This window comes from Agromyces aurantiacus (genome assembly GCF_016907355.1).
GTDB lineage: Bacteria > Actinomycetota > Actinomycetes > Actinomycetales > Microbacteriaceae > Agromyces > Agromyces aurantiacus.
Genome location: NZ_JAFBBW010000001.1, coordinates 2,988,636 through 3,006,396 on the forward strand (window position 1 = coordinate 2,988,636; position 17,761 = coordinate 3,006,396).

The window sequence follows — 17,761 nt, forward strand, 5'->3', positions numbered from 1 at the left end:
GGTCGAGGTCGTCAGGGGGACGACCGGAATCCAGGAGACGACCACCATGGACCTCGCACACGCCATCGCCGCAGGCGGCCTCGCCCGCCGCGCGACCGACCGCCGCCACGCCACCGACGAGACCGAGGTCGCCGAGGCGCGCTCGCGCGCGCTCGCGCGCCGCACGACGGCCGCGGCCGCGACGCCGCGCGTCGAGTACCGCGACCGCGGACGCCACGCGGCGCCGAGGCCCGCCCAGGCCTGAGCCTGCGGCGGCCCCGCCCCGCGGAGGTCGTGACGACCTCGCGGCGCGGGGCCGCTGCGCATCGAGGAGTCCCTAGGCGAACGCCTCGATCGGCGGGCAGGCGCACACCAGGTTGCGGTCGCCGTACGCCTGGTCGATGCGCCGCACGGGCGCCCAGTACTTCGCACGCACGAGCGAGTGCACGGGATAGACCGCCTGCTCGCGGGTGTAGGGGTGCGTCCACTCCCCCGCGATGACCGACTCGGCCGTGTGGGGCGCGTTGCGCAGCGGGTTGTCGTCGGCGGGCCACTCGCCGCGCCCGACCGCGTCGGCCTCGGCCTTGATCTGGATCATGGCCTCGACGAACCGGTCGAGCTCGGCGAGGTCCTCCGACTCGGTGGGCTCGACCATGAGCGTGCCCGCGACGGGGAACGACATCGTCGGCGCGTGGAAGCCGTAGTCGATGAGGCGCTTGGCGACGTCGTCGACCGTGACCCCGGTCTCGGCCGTGAGCGGCCGGAGGTCGAGGATGCACTCGTGCGCGACGAGGCCGTTCTCGCCCGTGTACAGCACCGGGAAGTGGTCGCGCAGGCGCGCGGCCACGTAGTTCGCGGCCAGCACCGCGGTCGCCGTGGCCTGCTTCAGCCCCTCGGCGCCCATCATGCGCACGTAGGCCCACGAGATCGGCAGGATCGACGGGCTGCCGTACGGCGCCGCCGACACCGGGCCGCCGTCGTGCGTGACGCCGCCGGCGTGGTCGTTCCGCTGCGCCATCGGGTGGCCGGGCAGGTACGGCGCGAGGTGCGACTTGGCCGCGACCGGGCCGACGCCGGGGCCACCGCCGCCGTGCGGGATGCAGAACGTCTTGTGCAGGTTCAGGTGCGAGACGTCGCCGCCGACGTCGCCGAACCGGGCGAAGCCGAGCAGGGCGTTGAGGTTCGCGCCGTCGATGTACACCTGGCCGCCGGCGTCGTGCACGGCCTGCGTGATGTCCTTCACGTCGTGCTCGTAGACGCCGTGCGTCGACGGGTAGGTGATCATGAGCGCCGCGACGTGCTCGGCGTGCTCGGCGATCTTCGCGCGCAGGTCGTCGAGGTCGACGTTGCCGAGCTCGTCGCACGCGACGACGACGACGCGCATACCGGCGAGCACCGCCGACGCCGCGTTGGTGCCGTGCGCGCTCGACGGGATGAGGCACACGTCGCGCTCGACGTCGCCGTTCGCGAGGTGGTAGCCGCGGATCGCGAGCAGGCCCGCGAGCTCGCCCTGGCTGCCCGCGTTCGGCTGCAGCGAGACCGTGTCGTAGCCCGTGACCTCGGCGAGCCAGCTCTCGAGCTGCTCGATGAGCCCGAGCGAGCCGACCACGTCGGCCTCGGGCGCGAACGGGTGCAGGTTCGCGAACTCCGGCCACGTGACGGCCTGCATCTCGGTCGCCGCGTTGAGCTTCATGGTGCACGAGCCGAGCGGGATCATCCCGCGGTCGAGCGCGTAGTCGCGGTCGGCGAGGGTCTTGAGGTACCGCATCATCTGCGTCTCGGACTGGTGCGTGTTGAACACCGGGTGCTCGAGGTACGACGACGTGCGGCGCAGCCCCTCGGGCAGGCTCGCGGGCCGCTCCCGCACGGTGACCGGCACCTCGAGGCGCGGGTCGAACCCGAACGCCTCGACGACGCGCGAGAGCTCGTCGGCCGTGGTGGTCTCGTCGACGGCCACGTGCACGGTCGCCTCGTCGGCCTCCCACAGGTTCAGGCCGAGCTCGCGGGCGCGCTCGACGACGGTGCGCGCGAGCCCCGGTACGTGCACGCGGATGGTGTCGAAGTACGCGTCGTGCGCGAGCGTGAGCCCGAACCCGGTGAGCGCGTCGGCGAGCGCCTTCGCCTTCGCGGCGGTGGTCACCGCGATGTGCCGGATGCCGCGCGGCCCGTGGTACACGGCGTACATCGACGCCATGACGGCCAGCAGCACCTGCGCAGTGCAGATGTTCGACGTCGCCTTCTCGCGGCGGATGTGCTGCTCGCGCGCTTGGAGGCTGAGCCGGTACGCGGGGTGGCCCGCGGCATCCTGCGAGACGCCGACGAGACGCCCCGGCATCTGCCGCTCGAGCCCCGCGCGCACCGCCATGTACCCGGCGTGCGGGCCGCCGAAGCCCATCGGCACGCCGAATCGCTGCGAGGTGCCGACGGCGACATCCGCGCCCAGCTCGCCCGGGCTCGTGAGCAGCGCCATCGCGAGCAGGTCGGCCGCGACGACCGCGAGCGCACCCTGCGCCTTCGACGCGGCGATGACCGCCGACGGGTCCCACACGCGGCCGGATGCGCCGGGGTACTGCACGAAGAGGCCGAAGTGCTCGCCGAGCGCCGCGACATCCGTCGTCTCGTCGAGGTCGGCGACGACGAGCTCGATGCCGACCGCGTCGGCGCGCGAGGCGAGCAGCGCCCGCGTCTGCGGCAGCGCGTCGGCGTCGACGACGAACCGGTTCGTGCGGTTCTTCGACGCACGCCGCGCGAGCAGCATGCCCTCGACGACGGCCGTGCCCTCGTCGAGCATCGACGCGTTCGCGGTGTCGAGCCCCGTGAGGTCGGCGACCATCGTCTGGAAGTTGATGAGCGCCTCGAGCCTGCCCTGCGAGATCTCGGGCTGGTACGGCGTGTACGCCGTGTACCAGCTCGGATTCTCGAGCACGTTGCGCTGGATCACCGCCGGCGTGATCGTGCCCGAGTAGCCGAGGCCGATCATCGACGTGCGCACGGTGTTCGCGTCGGCGAGCGCGCGCAGCTCGGCGAGCGCCTCGCGCTCGGTCGCGGCGGCCGGGATCACCGAGTCGATGACCTCGTGCATCCGGATCGCGGACGGCACCGCGGCATCCATGAGCGCGTCGAGCGAGTCGTAGCCGAGCGCGGCGAGCATCCACTCGTGGTCGCGCGGGGTCGTGCCGATGTGCCGGCGCCCGAAGGCGTCGACGTCGAAGGCCGTGGAGGTGCTGGTGGTCATCGTCTTCCTAGTCGTTCGTCGGTCGAGGAGCGGGCGCGGCCCGCGTCTCGAGACCTACTCGCCCGTGAGGGCGCGGTACTCGTCGTGGCTGAGGAGCGTCGGCAGCGACGCGGCGGTCACCTTGAGGAGCCATCCCTCGCCGAACGGGTCGCTGTTGACCAGCTCGGGCGAGTCGACGACGGCCTGGTTCGACTCGACGACCTCGCCGTCGACCGGGGCGAAGAGCTCGCCCACCGACTTGGTCGACTCGATCTCGCCGACGACGGTGCCCGCGGTGATCGCGGTGCCCGCGGCGGGCAGGTCGACGTAGACGACGTCGCCGAGCTTCTCGGCGGCGTAGTCGGTGATGCCGACGGTGACGGTGTCGCCGTCGACCTTCACCCACTCGTGCTCGGCGGTGTACTTGAGGTCGGTCTTCTCGGTCATGCGGGTGCTCCTCTGGTGTCGTGTGGTGCTCGGGCGGAACCGGTCAGGCGCCGCGCTTGTAGAACGGCAGGGCGGTCACGGTCGCCGGGATGCGCGTGCCGCGCACGTCGACGAACAGCTGCGAGCCGGGCTCCGCGGCCTCGGGCGCCACGAACGCCATGGCGACCGGGTGGCCGAGCGTGGGCGAGAGCGCGCCGGAGGTGACCTCGCCGACCTCGCGTGCGTCGTCGCCCTCGCCGTCGAACACGGCGTAGCCGGCGCGCGGCGCACGGCGGCCCTCGGCGGTCAGGCCGACGAGCACGTGCGCGCCCTCGGCGGGCCCCTGCTCGATCGCGCTGCGGCCGACGAAGTCGCCCTCCTTGGTGAGCGCGACCACGCGGCCGAGGCCGGCCTGCACCGGCAGGATGTCGCGGCCGAGCTCGTGCCCGTAGAGCGGCATGCCCGCCTCGAGGCGCAGGGTGTCGCGGCTCGCGAGCCCGCACGGCACGACGCGGGGTCCGCCGGTCTCGCGCAGGGCCTCCCAGAGCCGCTTCGCGCGATCGGGTGCGACGTAGAGCTCGAAGCCGTCCTCGCCGGTGTAGCCGGTGCGTGCGACGAGCACCGGGCCCCCCTCGAACTCGGCGCCGATCGCGCGGTAGTACTTCAGCGCGGCCACGGCCGTGTCGAAGTCCTCGTCGTCGTTGCCGGGGCCCTGGATGCCGAAGCCCTCGGTCTGCTGCAGGACCTCGAGCGCGTCGGGACCCTGCAGCGCGATGAGCGCGATGTCGTCGGACTCGTCGAACACCTCGGCGTCGAACGGCGCCGTCCGGTTGCGGAGCTCCTCGGCGACGACCTCGCGGTTCGCGGCGTTCGCGACGACCATGTAGCGGTCCTCGCCCGTGCGGTACACGACGAGGTCGTCGATGACGCCGCCGTCGCGTGCGAGCAGGAGGGAGTACTTGGCCTGGCCCTCGACGATGGCCGAGAGCTTGCCGGCGAGCGCGTAGTCGAGCGCGTCGGATGCCTCGGGGCCGACCACCAGGATCTCGCCCATGTGCGACAGGTCGAACAGCCCGGCGTGCTGGCGCACCGCGTGATGCTCGGCCAGGTCGCTCGAGTAGCGCACGGGCATCTGCCAGCCGGCGAAGTCGGTGAACGACGCGCCCTCGGCGCGGTGCACCTCGTCGAGGGGGCTGCGGCGCTCGGTGGTGCCGGGGTCGGTGGTGGTGCCGGTTGCGTCGGTCACGAGTTCTCCAGGATCGCGCGGATCGCGCGGCGGACGCCGCTCGAGAACTCCCCCTCTGTCATGGGCCTGAGAGCTTCGCGCCGCGCCCGTGGGGAGCTGTGCTTTCACCTTCGGCGGGATGACGCGTGCGCGCAATCCGCTTTCCAGAGTCGGCCTCGTCGTCGCGGTGATGCGACCTGAGAGATTGGCGGGGAGGCTTGCTCCTTCGGTGCCGGATGGATCCGGCTCTCCCGCGACGCGTCGATGGCCTGATATGCGGTTGTGCAGGCAGTCTACAGTCCCGCCCGAGCCCCGTGGCGCGTGTGCCGCGCTCCCGGTCGCGGCCCTCGCCGTCTTGGTCCGCAGTCGACCACGCGCGCGCACCGCGACGGCGTGGTGAACTGCGGATCGACCTGGTGCCAACTCGCCGCGCAGCTCTCGCTCGAGGACCTCGTGGCGGCCGGCGACCACCTGCTCACGGTGCGCGACCTCGGCGGGCGCAGGGCGCCGTACGCGAGCCTCCCCGCGCTCACCGCCGCGGCGGCCGCGCACCGGGGCTCCGCCGGCGTCGCCCTGCTCCGCTCGGCGCTGCCGCTGCTGCGTCCCGGACCGCTGTCGCGACGCGAGTCGCTGCTGCGGGTGCGGATCGTGCGAGCCGGGCTGCCCGAGCCGCGGGTCGCGTACCGCGTGATCGAGGACACCCTCCCGGGTACGAGCCGACGGTCGACCTCGCCTACCCGGAGCATCGGATCGCGATGGAGTACGAGGGCGATCACCACCGGTCGCATGTGCAGTTCCGGCGCGACATCGCCCTGTACGAGCGGCTCCAGGACGCCGGCTGGACGGTCATCCGCTTCACGGGCGACGACGTCCCCGATGCGCCGACGGTCGCATCGGCCCGAATCATCCAGCGCATCGCCGCACGCCTCGAGCTGCGCGGATGGACTTCCTGACGCCCCTGACGCCCGGCGCAGCCGCTCCGCAGTCCGCCACGCCTCGTCGAGGCGGCGGCGTGGCGGACTGCGGAGCAGTTCGACGTGTCGGGAGGCGCGTCACACGATTCGCGTTCAGGTCAGAGTGACTGTAAGCTGGGCATCCACGGACTTCGCGTCATCTTGACACGAAGCCGGGCGAACGAGAGGCGAGCGGATGTCGCTGCACGACGCGCAGGCGCGCCTGGCCGTCTCCACGGTCATCTTCGCCATCTCACCCGAGGCCGACGGCGACGGCGGGCTGCGCCCCAGCCTGCGGACCCCGCTCGTCCGCCGCCTGCGCGAGCCCGGCCTCGGCCGATGGGCGCTCCCCGGCGGCTGGCTGCCGGTCGACGAGTCGCTCGCCGGGGCCGCTGCCCGCACGCTCGCCGAGACCACCGGGCTCTCGCCCCGCTACCTCGAGCAGCTCTACACGTTCGGCGAGCCCGAGCGCTCGCCCGGCGAGCGCGTCGTCTCGGTCGTCTACTGGGCGCTCGTGCACTCCGACGAGGTCGAGCGCGCGGTCTCCGACGAGAACGTGCGGTGGTTCGACGAGGACGACCTGCCCGACCTCGCGTTCGACCACGCCGCGATCATCGAGTACGCGCTCACACGCCTGCGCACCAAGCTCGAGTACTCGCGCATCGCGCACGCCCTGCTGCCTGAGCGGTTCACCATGGCCGAGCTCCGCGGGGTGCACGAGGCGGTGCTCCGCCGCCGACTCGACCCCGCGAACTTCCGGCGCACCATGGAGGCCACGGGCACGCTCGTCGACACCGGCGAGCGCCTCTCCGGCACCCGGCACCGCCCGCCGGCCCTCTACCGCTTCGACCCCGCCCACTCCCCCGCGGCGCCGCCCTCACCGGCGCCAGCGGCGCCGCGCCATGCGGCATCCGCCTCGGCTTCGGCCGTTCCGCCTCGACCCGGCACCGACAGCAAGGACACCCCGGAATGAGCACCACCCTGCCCGTCACCACGCCGCGCGCCGTCGACGCGACGCGCGCCGCGGCATCCGTCGACCGCACCATCCGCCTCATCACGACGGGCGCGGCGCGCGGCGAGACCTGCACGCCCGACCTCGCGAAGAGTCCGTGGGAGTTCGACCGCGGGCCTGCCGGGTACGGCCCCGGGTCGTCGATGGGCGACGTCATCCCCACCGGCGCGCCGCGCCAGGGCGCGCTGCCCGAGGAGTACCGGCGCGCGTCGGCCCAGGAGCTCGACGGGCGCATCCGTGCCGCCAAGGCGACGCTCGGCGACCGCGTGGTCGTGCTGGGCCACTTCTACCAGCGCGACGAGGTCGTGCAGCACGCCGACTTCACCGGCGACTCGTTCCAGCTCGCGAACGCGGCAAAGACGAAGCCGGATGCCGAGGCGATCGTCTTCTGCGGCGTGCACTTCATGGCCGAGACCGCCGACATGCTCTCGCGGCCCGACCAGGCCGTCATCCTGCCGAACCTCGCCGCGGGCTGCTCGATGGCCGACATGGCCGACACCTCGAGCGTCGAGGAGTGCTGGGAGCAGCTCGCCGAGGTCTACGGCGACCTGACGGCGACCGACGCGTCGGGTCGCGTGCCCGTCATCCCGGTGACGTACATGAACTCGTCGGCCGCGCTCAAGGGCTTCGTCGGCCGCAACGGCGGCATCGTGTGCACGTCGTCGAACGCGAGGACGGTGCTCGAGTGGGCGTTCGAGCGCGGGCAGCGCGTGCTGTTCTTCCCCGACCAGCACCTCGGGCGCAACACCGCGAAGGCCATGGGCGTGCCGCTCGAGCAGATGCCGATGTGGAACCCGCGCAAGGCGCTCGGCGGCAGCACCCCCTCCGAGCTCGAGGGCGCCCGCGTCATCCTGTGGCACGGCTTCTGCTCGGTGCACAAGCGCTTCACGGTCGACCAGATCGCCGCGGCGCGGGCGTCGCACCCCGGCGTGCAGGTCATCGTGCACCCCGAGTGCCCGATGGAGGTCGTCGACGCGGGGGACGCCTCGGGCTCGACCGACTTCATCGTCAAGGCCATCCAGGCCGCCCCGGCCGGCTCGACCTTCGCGATCGGCACCGAGATCAACCTCGTGCAGCGCCTCGCCGCCGAGCACCCCGAGCACGAGATCTTCTGCCTCGACCCGGTCGTGTGCCCGTGCTCGACGATGTACCGCATCCACCCGGGCTACCTCGCGTGGGTGCTCGAGGAGCTCGTCGCCGGGCGCGTGGTGAACCGCATCGAGGTCCCCGACGACGTCGCCGAGCCGGCCCGCGTGGCGCTCGAGCGCATGCTCGCGGCCAAGCCCCCGGCCTCGGTGCCGGTGCCCGCCGGATCCACGATCGCCGCGGCGAGCGGTGCCGTGGCAGCCGCGACCTCGGCGGCGTCGGATGTCGCGGCCGAGCGCGTCGGAGCCTGACATGACCCGCGTGCTCGTCGTCGGCTCCGGCATCGCCGGGCTCTGGACGGCGATCCGCGCCGCGGAGCGCGGGTGCCACGTCACGATCGTGACGAAGGCCGCGCTCGGCGAGGGTGCGACGCCGTGGGCGCAGGGCGGCATCGCCGCCGCGATCTTCGCCGGCGACGCTCCCACCCGTCACGCGGCCGACACGCTCAGCGCGGGCGCCGGGCTCGGCGACCCCGCCGCGGTGCGCGTGCTGACCGAGGAGGGGCCCGCGCGCATCCGCGACCTCATCCGCTTCGGCGTCGCGTTCGACCGCGACGAGTCCGGGATCGCGCGCGGACTCGAGGCCGCGCACTCGCGCGCGCGCATCCTGCACGCGGGCGGCGACCGCACGGGCGCCGCGATCGAGGCGGCGCTCGTCGAGACCGTGCGGCGTCGCGGCATCCGGGTCATCGAGCACACGACGCTCGTCGACCTGGTGGTCGAGAGCGGCCGGGTGGTCGGCATCCGCGTGGTCGGCGACGAGCCCGGCGCGGGCTCGCCGCGGCCCGTGCCGGCGGCCGGCGCTCCGGCGACCGCCCCCGCATCGCCGCCTGGCCCGACCTCGCTGCGCGAGCTCCGGGCCGATGTGGTCGTGCTCGCCACCGGCGGTGCGGGACAGCTCTTCCGTCACACGACCAATCCGGATGTCGCGACGGGCGACGGGGTCGCCGCGGCCGCCCGCGCGGGCGCAGCGGTGGCCGACCTCGAGTTCGTCCAGTTCCATCCGACCGCGCTCGCGGTGCCCGGCACGCCGCTCATCTCCGAGGCCGTGCGCGGCGAGGGCGCCGTGCTGCGCGACGCGTCGGGCCGGCGCTTCCTGCTCGAGATCGACCCGCGTGCCGAGCTCGCGCCGCGCGACGTGGTCGCGCGCGCGGTCTGGCGGCGCATGGCCGAGCAGGACGGCGCGCCCGTCGTGCTCGACGCGACCCACCTCGGCGCCGAGCGCCTGGCCGCCCGGTTCCCCGGCATCGACGCGGCGTGCCGCGCCGCCGGCTTCGACTGGTCTCGCGAGCCGGTGCCCGTCGTACCGGCGGCCCACTACGCGATGGGCGGCGTCGTGACCGACCTGGCCGGCCGCACGAGCCTGCCCGGCCTCTGGGCCGTCGGCGAGGTCGCCCGCACGGGCGTGCACGGCGCCAACCGCCTCGCGTCCAACTCGCTGCTCGAGGGCGCCGTCTTCGCCGAGCGCGCCGCGCGCGACCTGGCCGCCGCGCCATCCGCCCCCGTCCCCGCGCCGGCCCCTGCCCCGGTTCAGAACGGCGGATATACGATCCGACGCGCCGGTGATGGCCCCGGAATCGACGGGGTGGCGGATCGGATATCCGCGGAAATGGACGCGAGTGGGCGTGGACTCGTCGAGCGGGGCGAGCTGCAGCAGCTCATGTGGGACCACGTGGGGCTCGAGCGCGACGCGCGCGGGCTCGCGGCGGCATCCGCCCGGCTCGACGGATGGCGCGCGCCCGAGCCGGTCGACCGCCGCACGGCCGAGGACCGCAACCTGCTCGACCTCGCGCGCCTCACCGTCGCGGCGGCGCTCGCCCGCACCGGCAGCGTCGGCGCGCACACGCGCACCGACGCGGCATCCGTCGCCGAGACCGAACGAGAGGCCGCCTGATGACCGAAGCCCGCGAGATCGAGCGCGTTGTGCTCATGGCGCTCGACGAGGATGCGCCGTGGGGCGACCTGACCGGGGAGACCCTGATCCCCGAGGTCGCGACGGCGACCGCCGAGCTCGTCGCGCGCGAGCCGGGTGTCTTCAGTGGCGCGCGCGTCGTCGAGGCGGCGTTCCGGCTGGTCGACCCGCGGATCGCGGTCGAGGTGCCGACGGCCGACGGCGGGCGGTTCGCGGCGGGCGACGTGCTCGCGCGCGTGCAGGGCCCCGCCCGCGGCATCCTGCGCGCCGAGCGCGTCGCGCTGAACCTCGTGCAGCGGATGTCGGGCGTCGCGACGCTCACGGCCCGGTACGTCGACGCGGTGGCCGGCACACGCGCGCGCATCGTCGACACGCGCAAGACCACGCCCGGCCTGCGCAGCCTCGAGCGCCAGGCCGTGCGAGACGGCGGCGGCCGCAACCACCGCCGCTCGCTGTCCGACGCGATCATGGCCAAGGACAACCACCTCGCCGTGCTCACCGCGAGCGGCGCCGACCTCGCCACCGCGCTGCGCGAGGCGCGCGACCGGATGCCGCACACCGCCCACCTCGAGGTCGAGGTCGACCGCGTCGACCAGATCGAGCCCGTGCTCGCGGGCGGCGCCGACACGATCATGCTCGACAACTTCACGCTCGACGAACTGCGCGAGGGCGTCGCCCTCATCGACGGCCGTGCGATCGTCGAGGCGTCGGGCGGCGTGAACCTCGACACGGTCGCCGCGATCGCCGCGACCGGCGTCGACGTCATCTCGGTGGGCGCGCTCACGCACTCGGCGCGCGCGCTCGACCTCGGCCTCGACGTCGTGATCGAGACGCCGGCGGATGGCGCACCCGGCGCCGCGCCGCGGGAGCGCACGTGATCTTCGCCGACCACGCCGCCACGACCCCGGTCCGCCGCGAGGCGCTCGAGGCGATGTGGCCGTACCTGACGGGATCCTTCGGCAATCCGTCGAGCCGGCACGGGGTCGGCGAGGAGGCCGCGCGCGCTCTCGCGTGGGCGCGCGCGGAGGTCGCCGCCGTGGTCGGCTGCCGGCCCGGCGACGTGGTATTCACCTCGGGCGGGACCGAGGCCGACAACCTCGCCGTGAAGGGCCTCGCGCTCGCGAACCCGCGCGGACGCCACGTCGTGGTGTCGCCGGTCGAGCACGAGGCCGTGCTCGAGGCTGCCGACGCGCTGCGCCGCCTGCACGGCTTCGAGGTGGACCTGGTCGACGTGGACGCCTCCGGGATGGCGACCCCCGGGGCGCTCGCCCGCGTCATCCGGCCCGGCACCGCGCTCGTCTCGGTGCAGCTCGCGAACAACGAGGTCGGCACGGTGAACCCCGTCGCGGAACTCGCGCGCGTCGCGCACGAGGCGGGCGCGCTCATGCACACCGACGTGGTCCAGGCGGCGGGATGGCTGCCGCTCTCGTTCGACGCGCTCGGCGTCGACGCGCTCTCGCTCGCGGGCCACAAGGTCGGGGCGCCCAAGGGAATCGGCGCGCTCGTCGTGCGGGGCCGACTGCCGCTCGAGCCCGTGCTGCACGGCGGGGGCCAGGAGCGCGGGCGCCGGTCGGGCACCGAGAACGTGGCCGGCGCGGTCGCGTTCGCGACGGCGCTGCGGCTCGCCGAGGCCGAGCGGGCGGAGGTCGCGCCGCGCGTGGCCGCGCTGACCGCTCGCTTCCGCGAGCTCGTCGCCTCCGGCGTGCCCGACGCGGTGCCGACGGGCCATCCGGCGAACCGCCTGCCCGGCACGGTCTCCTACGTCTTCCCCGGCACGAGCGGCGAGGCCGTGCTGCTCGAGCTCGAACGGCGAGACGTGATCGTCTCGAGCGGCTCGGCGTGCGCGGCCGGCAGCGACGAGCCGTCGCACGTGCTCACCGCGATGGGCGTCGCGCCCGAGGTCGCGCAGACGGCGGTCCGCTTCTCCTTCGGTGCGGACGCCACCGACACCGACGTGGGGGCGGCCGCCGCCGCCCTCGCGGAGGCCGTGTCGGCGGTCCGCGATATCGTGCGCTGACCCGGGGGAACGTCCCTCCGCGCAGTGCGAACGGGTGTTGCGGTGTGCCGAAAATACATGCATCGGAATACGTCGGCGGGAATCGGGAATAGCGCGTCGCCGACGCCGGTTTCCGGTTCTCGTCGCCGTTCGCGCCCGCGCGGGCGGCGAGGCGACCGCGGGCATGCTCCCCGCACGACACGACACGACACGACACGACGACGACGACGAACGAGCAAGGACGCGCACGTGACCGAACGATCCGCACCCCGCACCGACTCCATCCCCCTGCCCGACGAGGTCGACGAGGCCTTCGACGAGCAGGTCCGCGACGCGCGCCCCGAGCACGGCGCGCGCAACACCCGCGTCATCTGGCTGCTGCTCGCCGCGACGTTCGTGGTGTTCCTCAACGAGACCATCATGAGCGTGGCGATCCCGCACCTCGTCCGCGACCTGCGCATCACGCTCTCGGCGGCGCAGTGGCTGACGACCGCGTTCATGCTCACCATGGCCGTCGTCATCCCGATCACCGGATTCCTCATCCAGCGCTTCCCCACCCGTCCGATCTTCGGCACGGCGATGAGCCTGTTCTCGGCCGGCACGCTGCTCGCGGCGCTCGCGCCGGGCTTCGAGGTGCTGCTCGGTGCGCGGATCGTCCAGGCCACGGGCACCGCGATCATGATGCCGCTGCTCATGACCACGCTCATGACGCTCGTGGCGCCGTCCGACCGCGGGCGGTTCATGGGTCGCGTCTCGATCGTCATGTCGGTCGCGCCCGCGATCGGCCCGGCCATCTCCGGACTCATCCTGAGCTACCTCGGCTGGCGCTACATGTTCTGGCTCGTGCTCCCGATCGCCCTCGCGATGCTGGTGATCGGGCTGCGCCGGGTCGAGAACGTCGGCGAGACGCGCGTGTTCCCGATCGACGTCGTCTCGGTCGTGCTCTCGGCCCTCGGCTTCGGCGGCCTCGTGTACGGCCTCAGCCTCGTCGGCGGCGTCGTGAGCGGGCGCGCCCCGGGCGATGCGACGGCCATGTGGATCGCGCTCGCGATCGGCGCGGCCGGCGTGGTGGCGTTCATCGTGCGCCAGCTGCTGCTGCAGCGCACCGACCGCGCCCTCCTCGACCTGCGCACGTTCCGCACGCGCAACTTCTCGGTCTCGATCGCGCTCATGGCCGTGATGATGGCGGCCCTGTTCGGCACCATCATCCTGCTGCCCATCTACCTGCAGGATGTCGCGGGCCTCGAGCCGCTCGCGACCGGCCTGCTCGTGCTGCCCGGCGGCCTGGTCATGGGACTGCTCGGGCCGACAGTCGGTCGCCTGTACGATCGCGTCGGCCCCACGCCGCTGCTCGTGCCCGGCAGCGTCGTGGTGAGCGGCGTGCTGTGGTCGTTGACGCTCGTGACCGAGTCGACGCCCCCGTGGATGCTCCTGATCGCCCACGTCGTGCTCTCGACGGCGCTCGCGTTCATGTTCACGCCGCTCTTCACGAGCGCGCTGGGCTCCGTCGAACCGCACCTGTACTCGCACGGCTCGGCTACCGTCGGCACGCTGCAGCAGGTGGCGGGCGCGGCCGGTACGGCCCTCTTCATCACGGTGATGACCGCGACGGCCGCCTCGGCCGAGGCCGCGGGCACCGCTGCGGTCGCGGCGCAGGCCGCGGGCGTGCGCAACGCGTTCCTCGTGGGCGCGATCATCTCGCTCTTCGCGATCGTGGGGTCCGCGTTCGTGCGTCGCCCCGCCGACATGACGCACGGCGCTCCCGCGGCGCACTGACGCGAGCTGCATCGAGACGACGAGGGCCCGGCGACGATCCGCCGGGCCCTCGTCCGCGTCTCAGCCGCAGTCGGGGCGGCAGGTCCGCTGCGACAGGGCGTCGACCAGCACGGTCCCGAGGTCCTCGGGCTTCACGGCCGAGTAGGCGCCGCCCTTCGTGGCCTCCGCGATCTTCTGCATCGCCTGCAGGTCGGTGTCGGGCCCGAAGCCGATCATGATGACCGCGACCGGCTTGGAGGGGTCGTCCATCTTCTTCAGCTCGGCGAGCAGCTGGTCGAGGCTGATGCCGTTCTCGTCCTCGTTCTTGCCGTCGGTGATGACGAGCACGGAGTTGACCTTGTCGGGGTCGTAGTCCTCGCGGACCTTCTTCACGGCGGCGAGGGTGGAGTCGTAGAGGCCCGTGGCACCGCCGAGCCGCGAGGGCAGCGACCCGATGATCTGCTGGATCTGCTGGGTGTGTCCCGAGTCGGCGAGCGGCGCGATGGGGGCGAGGTCCTCGTAGTCGAGGTCGCCGTTGCGGGCGGTCGAGAAGATCCAGACGCCGAGCTCGGCCTCGCCGGAGAACTTCGACATGGCGTCGACCGCGGCCTGCTGGAAGATGTCGATGCGCCGCAGTCCGTTGCCGGCGGGCTCCTCCATCGATCCCGACACGTCGATCACCGCGAGCATGCGCGAACGCAGGGTCAGCACGGACCAGGCACGGAGGATCTCGATCTCGGCCGCGTGGTCGAGCTCGGTCTGCGCACGCGGGGCATTGCCGGCGACGCCGGGGGCGTCGAGCTCGCCGCTGCCGTCGGGCGCGCGGAAGCCGGCCTCGGCGAAGTGCTCCGTGGCCTTCTGCAGGGCCGCCTCGAACGCGTCGAGCTGCTCGCCCTCGGCATCGCCGATCCGCACGAACGGGTAGTCGAGTGCGACCGTGCCCTCCTGGGGGTAGGCGGCGACGAGGGGCTCGGCGGTGGAGTCGGTGTTGTGCGCGACCACGCGCGACTCGCTCGTGAGCACGACGGTGGGCTGGGCGGCCGAGGACAGCGTGGCCATCGCGGCATCGGCGTTCGCGGGGATCGACTTGCCGAGCGCGATCATCGCGCCCGCGAACTGGCGCGGGTCGTCGGGCGAGGACTGGCCCTTCAGCGCGAGCAGGCTCGCGAGGCTCGCGGCCGACGCCTCGGGGTCGGGCAGGAGCGCGGGCAGCTGGCCGGCGAGGATGCGCGCCCAGCTGACGGGCTCCGTCGCGATCTCCTGGGCCGCGTCGGCCGGGGCCGCGAAGACGATCGGCGAGCTCGCGATGGATGGGCCGACCACGATGTCGGGCTCGCCGAGCCCCAGCGAGGTGGCCGTGGTGTTGGTGCGCTCGATCCACACCGAGGAGTCGGGGATCCAGGCGTCGGCGTCGAGCGTGCCGGCTGCCAGGGCCGCCGTCGTGTCGGCCGAGTCCTGGGCGCGGACGTCGATCTCGACGCAGCGCTTCGGGCTCGCGTCGAAGTCGTCGGCGAGCTCGATCACCGAGGACGCGATCGACGGGTCGGCGACCACCACGAGCGGCTCGACGGTCTCGCACGCCGGTTCCTCGGCCGAGGCGAACAGCGGGTTCAGGTGACCGCCGACCCAGAGGTACACCCCGGTGGCGACCAGCCCGATCACCGCGACGCCTGCGACGACGGACAGGATGAATCGGCGGCTCGGCGTCTTCGCCGGAGCCGCGACGCTGTGACGTCCCACGACACTCCAAGCCGACCGACAGCGCCGGAGAGCGTGTGTCGATCCCATCTGAACGGGTTCCCCCGTTCAGGGGGAAGGGTGCTGACAGTGTACGCAGAAGATGAGCGATCGGCGAACTCCGATCCGGCCGGTCGCGGCCTCGTTCCGGCACGCGCGCGCGAGGGCTAGGGTCGGCTCATGGAGCCCGTCTCGGTGCCGCTCGCGGAGATCGCCCCATCCCGGTGCGCGTTCTCGGAGGCCCGACCATGAGCCGGTTCGCGGATCGGCGCGACGCGGGCCGGCGGCTCGCGGAGGAGCTGGGCGACCGCCGGGCCGTCGATCCGGTGGTCCTCGGACTGCCGCGCGGCGGCGTGCCCGTGGCCGACGAGGTGGCGCGCGCCCTCGATGCGCCGCTCGACGTGCTCGTCGTGCGCAAGCTCGGCCTGCCCTCGCAGCCCGAGGTCGCGATGGGGGCGATCGGCGAGGAGGGCGCCGAGGTCGTCAACGACGACGTCGTGGGGCTCGGCCGCGTGACCCGCTCCGACTTCGCGGCCGTCGAGCGACGCGAACGCGCGGAGCTCGAGGCGCGCGTGCGCCGGTTCCGGCGGGACCGCCCGCCGCTGCCCCTCGCCGGCCGCACGGTCATCGTCGTCGACGACGGGGTCGCGACCGGCGCGACGGCGCGCGTGGCCTGCCGCGTCGCCCGCGCGCGCGGCGCCGCCCGCGTGATCCTCGCCGTTCCGGTCGGCGCCCCGGATGCCCTGGCGACGATTCCGGAGGCCGACGAGATCGTCGCGGTGAGCGCCCCAGCGTCCTTCATGGCGGTCGGCATGCACTACCTCGATTTCCGCCAGACCGAGGACGCCGAGGTCACCGCGATCCTCGACGCCGCGCACGGTCACGGCGCCTAAGCACACGCCGGCCGGGCGTGCAACCCCGTTCCCGCGAGCCAGTCGCTGCGGTTGAGTGGACGCCGATCGCGCATCGGCCCCTTCGTTGCGCGGAAAGGCGATGGAAACGTGGACACGAGCACCGTCATCTGGATCATCGTGGGCGTCATCGCGCTGCTCGCACTGGTCGCCGTGATCGCGTGGGTCGCGACCTCGGGCCGGCGGCGCGAGGCGCAGCTCGAGCACCGGCGCCGCGAGGCCGAGGAGCACCGCGAGAAGGCGGCCGAGATCGACGCCGCCGCGCGCGAGCGCGAGGTGAACGCCATGCAGTCGGATGCCGCGGCGCGCAAGGCCGAGGCCGATGCGGCGGCCGCCAGGCTCGAGGCCGAGCGGCTCGCGGAGGCGACCCGGGAGCATCGGACCGATGCGGAGCGGCTGCGGGCCGAGCAGGCCGAGCAGGCCCAGCGCGCGGCGGCCGTCGACCCCGACGTGTCGGAGCGCGCCGAGGCGCGCACCGAGTCCCGCGACGCCGAGGTGCCCCCGGCGACCGCCACGGCAGCCACGGCGGGTCCCACCACCGTCGAGTCCCACGGCCGCCCGGTCTCGCAGCCGGCGACCGACGAGCATGGCAACCCGCTGACCTACCCGGCGGCGGAGCAGCAGCGCACGGCCGCTCCCGTCCGCGGTCCGGTCGACGAGTACGGCAACCCCGTCGCGACCGAGCAGGGCGACGAGACGCCGCGTCACGCGCGCGGCGTCTGAGGCGGATCGGCCGCGTCGTCGTCCTCGTGGCCGTCGGCGGGGCCATCGGCGTCGCCACCCGCGCCACCGTCCGCGGGGCCGGGGCCGGGGCCGGAACCGCCGCGCTCCTCGGCGTCCAGGGCCGCGAGTTCGTCGTCGAGCGCGTCGCCGTCCGGCCACGCCGCCGTGAGCACCTCGCCCGCCGCGACCGTGAACTCGACCAGGTGCGCGAGCAGGTCGCGCAGGCTCCGGGAGCGCAGCAGCGCGAACTGGTCGAGCTGCGTGAGCGGCGCGATCCCCGCCAGCTGCCATGACGATTCGACTGGGTCGCTGCTCAGCGTCACGTCGGCGTCCCAGGGGAGGTCGACGAACTCCGCGGCGCGCGCGATCGTGCGTCGCACGACGAGTTCGGCCTGCTCGCGCAACGGCTCGAGCGACTCGTCCCATTCCAACTCTGGGAGCTCGCGCACGACCGCGGCCGGATGCGGGTCGTCGTCGAGCCACTCGAGGACCTCGATGCGCCGGTCGCCGAGCGCGACGACGGCGAGCTCGCCATCGGCGGTGCCGAGTTCGGTGACGCGCGCGACGGTGCCGAAGCCGAACCGGCGCTGAGGTTCGGAGCCGGCCGCCTCGCGACCGCTCTCGATGAGCACCACGCCGAACTCGGGCGGCGGGTCGGCGAGCACGCGCGTCATCATGACGAGGTAGCGCTCCTCGAAGACACGCAGCGCGAGCGGCATGTGCGGGAACAGCACGCTGCCGAGGGGGAACATCGCGAACGCCTCCATGGCGAG

15 protein-coding genes and 2 riboswitches are annotated in these 17,761 nt (G+C 73.7%); of the genes, 10 read left to right on the forward strand and 5 right to left on the reverse strand.

The window, feature by feature from the left end; all coding sequences use genetic code 11:
- The first annotated feature begins 46 nt into the window (after positions 1 to 46).
- The gene (locus tag JOD46_RS14090; RefSeq protein ID WP_204395144.1) at positions 47 to 244 is read left to right on the forward strand and encodes a hypothetical protein; all 198 of its coding nucleotides are present in this window, start codon (positions 47 to 49) and stop codon (positions 242 to 244) included.
- 72 nt (positions 245 to 316) lie between these two features.
- Here JOD46_RS14090 and gcvP read toward each other — a convergent pair whose 3' ends face one another.
- From gcvP to gcvT, 3 genes are read right to left on the reverse strand one after another with little or no spacing between them, the layout of a single operon-like run.
- Positions 317 to 3,214: an aminomethyl-transferring glycine dehydrogenase gene (gene gcvP / locus JOD46_RS14095; protein ID WP_204395145.1), complete on the reverse strand. Its 2,898-nt coding sequence runs from the start codon at positions 3,212 to 3,214 to the stop codon at positions 317 to 319.
- 54 nt (positions 3,215 to 3,268) lie between these two features.
- Positions 3,269 to 3,640 carry a glycine cleavage system protein GcvH gene (gene gcvH, locus JOD46_RS14100; protein WP_204395146.1) on the reverse strand — a complete coding sequence of 124 codons (372 nt, stop codon included), beginning with the start codon at positions 3,638 to 3,640 and terminating at the stop codon, positions 3,269 to 3,271.
- Positions 3,641 to 3,683: 43 nt separating this feature from the next.
- Positions 3,684 to 4,865 carry a glycine cleavage system aminomethyltransferase GcvT gene (gene gcvT / locus JOD46_RS14105; protein WP_204395147.1) on the reverse strand — a complete coding sequence of 394 codons (1,182 nt, stop codon included), beginning with the start codon at positions 4,863 to 4,865 and terminating at the stop codon, positions 3,684 to 3,686.
- Positions 4,866 to 4,910: 45 nt separating this feature from the next.
- Positions 4,911 to 5,018: riboswitch (glycine riboswitch) on the reverse strand.
- A gap of 1 nt (position 5,019) precedes the next feature.
- Positions 5,020 to 5,108: riboswitch (glycine riboswitch) on the reverse strand.
- Here gcvT and JOD46_RS18830 point away from each other — a divergent pair.
- The 7 genes from JOD46_RS18830 to JOD46_RS14140 all read left to right on the forward strand — a co-directional run bounded on the left by JOD46_RS18830 (position 5,081) and on the right by JOD46_RS14140 (position 13,638).
- Positions 5,081 to 5,797 (forward strand): endonuclease domain-containing protein, encoded by a 717-nt coding sequence (locus JOD46_RS18830; RefSeq protein ID WP_275588154.1) that lies wholly within the window; start codon positions 5,081 to 5,083, stop codon positions 5,795 to 5,797. Its footprint overlaps the riboswitch before it by 28 nt.
- A gap of 196 nt (positions 5,798 to 5,993) precedes the next feature.
- Positions 5,994 to 6,770, forward strand: a complete 777-nt coding sequence (locus JOD46_RS14115) for an NUDIX hydrolase (protein ID WP_204395149.1) — start codon at positions 5,994 to 5,996, stop codon at positions 6,768 to 6,770.
- Positions 6,767 to 8,206 carry a quinolinate synthase NadA gene (nadA, locus tag JOD46_RS14120; protein WP_204395150.1) on the forward strand — a complete coding sequence of 480 codons (1,440 nt, stop codon included), beginning with the start codon at positions 6,767 to 6,769 and terminating at the stop codon, positions 8,204 to 8,206. Before JOD46_RS14115 ends, nadA begins: the two co-directional genes overlap by 4 nt.
- A 1-nt stretch (position 8,207) precedes the next feature.
- Positions 8,208 to 9,848, forward strand: coding sequence for an L-aspartate oxidase (locus JOD46_RS14125; RefSeq protein ID WP_204395151.1), 1,641 nt, complete (start codon positions 8,208 to 8,210; stop codon positions 9,846 to 9,848).
- Entirely contained in the window at positions 9,848 to 10,744 is an 897-nt protein-coding gene (gene nadC / locus JOD46_RS14130; RefSeq protein ID WP_204395152.1) for a carboxylating nicotinate-nucleotide diphosphorylase, read from the forward strand. The genes JOD46_RS14125 and nadC overlap by 1 nt, the downstream gene beginning before the upstream one ends.
- Positions 10,741 to 11,883, forward strand: coding sequence for a cysteine desulfurase family protein (locus JOD46_RS14135; protein WP_204395153.1), 1,143 nt, complete (start codon positions 10,741 to 10,743; stop codon positions 11,881 to 11,883). Before nadC ends, JOD46_RS14135 begins: the two co-directional genes overlap by 4 nt.
- Before the next feature lie 228 nt (positions 11,884 to 12,111).
- A complete protein-coding gene (locus tag JOD46_RS14140) occupies positions 12,112 to 13,638 on the forward strand; it encodes an MDR family MFS transporter (protein ID WP_307835049.1) in 1,527 nt (508 codons plus the stop codon).
- A 60-nt stretch (positions 13,639 to 13,698) separates the two neighbouring features.
- Here the strand turns inward: JOD46_RS14140 and JOD46_RS18965 are convergent, their stop codons facing one another.
- Positions 13,699 to 15,357: a VWA domain-containing protein gene (locus JOD46_RS18965; RefSeq protein WP_204395155.1), complete on the reverse strand. Its 1,659-nt coding sequence runs from the start codon at positions 15,355 to 15,357 to the stop codon at positions 13,699 to 13,701.
- Between the two features lie 245 nt (positions 15,358 to 15,602).
- On the opposite strand from JOD46_RS18965, the gene JOD46_RS14150 reads away from it, so the two are divergent.
- Complete coding sequence (locus tag JOD46_RS14150; protein WP_204395156.1) at positions 15,603 to 16,247, forward strand: phosphoribosyltransferase; 645 nt, start codon at positions 15,603 to 15,605, stop codon at positions 16,245 to 16,247.
- Between the two features lie 108 nt (positions 16,248 to 16,355).
- Entirely contained in the window at positions 16,356 to 16,988 is a 633-nt protein-coding gene (locus tag JOD46_RS14155) for a hypothetical protein (RefSeq protein WP_204395157.1), read from the forward strand.
- Here the strand turns inward: JOD46_RS14155 and JOD46_RS14160 are convergent.
- Positions 16,970 to 17,755: an LON peptidase substrate-binding domain-containing protein gene (locus tag JOD46_RS14160; RefSeq protein ID WP_204395158.1), complete on the reverse strand. Its 786-nt coding sequence runs from the start codon at positions 17,753 to 17,755 to the stop codon at positions 16,970 to 16,972. The genes JOD46_RS14155 and JOD46_RS14160 overlap by 19 nt on opposite strands.
- Between the last annotated feature and the right edge of the window lie 6 nt (positions 17,756 to 17,761).

Bases quoted from the DNA above. Each gene is read 5' to 3' on its own strand.
- nadA (WP_204395150.1), top strand. From the start codon at position 6,767: ATGAGCACCACCCTGCCCGTCACCACGCCGCGCGCCGTCGACGCGACG.
- nadC (WP_204395152.1), top strand. From the start codon at position 9,848: ATGACCGAAGCCCGCGAGATCGAGCGCGTTGTGCTCATGGCGCTCGAC.
- JOD46_RS14115 (WP_204395149.1), top strand. From the start codon at position 5,994: ATGTCGCTGCACGACGCGCAGGCGCGCCTGGCCGTCTCCACGGTCATC.
- gcvP (WP_204395145.1), bottom strand. From the start codon at position 3,214: ATGACCACCAGCACCTCCACGGCCTTCGACGTCGACGCCTTCGGGCGC.
- JOD46_RS14160 (WP_204395158.1), bottom strand. From the start codon at position 17,755: ATGGAGGCGTTCGCGATGTTCCCCCTCGGCAGCGTGCTGTTCCCGCAC.
- JOD46_RS14090 (WP_204395144.1), top strand. From the start codon at position 47: ATGGACCTCGCACACGCCATCGCCGCAGGCGGCCTCGCCCGCCGCGCG.
- gcvH (WP_204395146.1), bottom strand. From the start codon at position 3,640: ATGACCGAGAAGACCGACCTCAAGTACACCGCCGAGCACGAGTGGGTG.
- JOD46_RS18830 (WP_275588154.1), top strand. From the start codon at position 5,081: ATGGATCCGGCTCTCCCGCGACGCGTCGATGGCCTGATATGCGGTTGT.
- JOD46_RS14150 (WP_204395156.1), top strand. From the start codon at position 15,603: ATGAGCCGGTTCGCGGATCGGCGCGACGCGGGCCGGCGGCTCGCGGAG.
- JOD46_RS14125 (WP_204395151.1), top strand. From the start codon at position 8,208: ATGACCCGCGTGCTCGTCGTCGGCTCCGGCATCGCCGGGCTCTGGACG.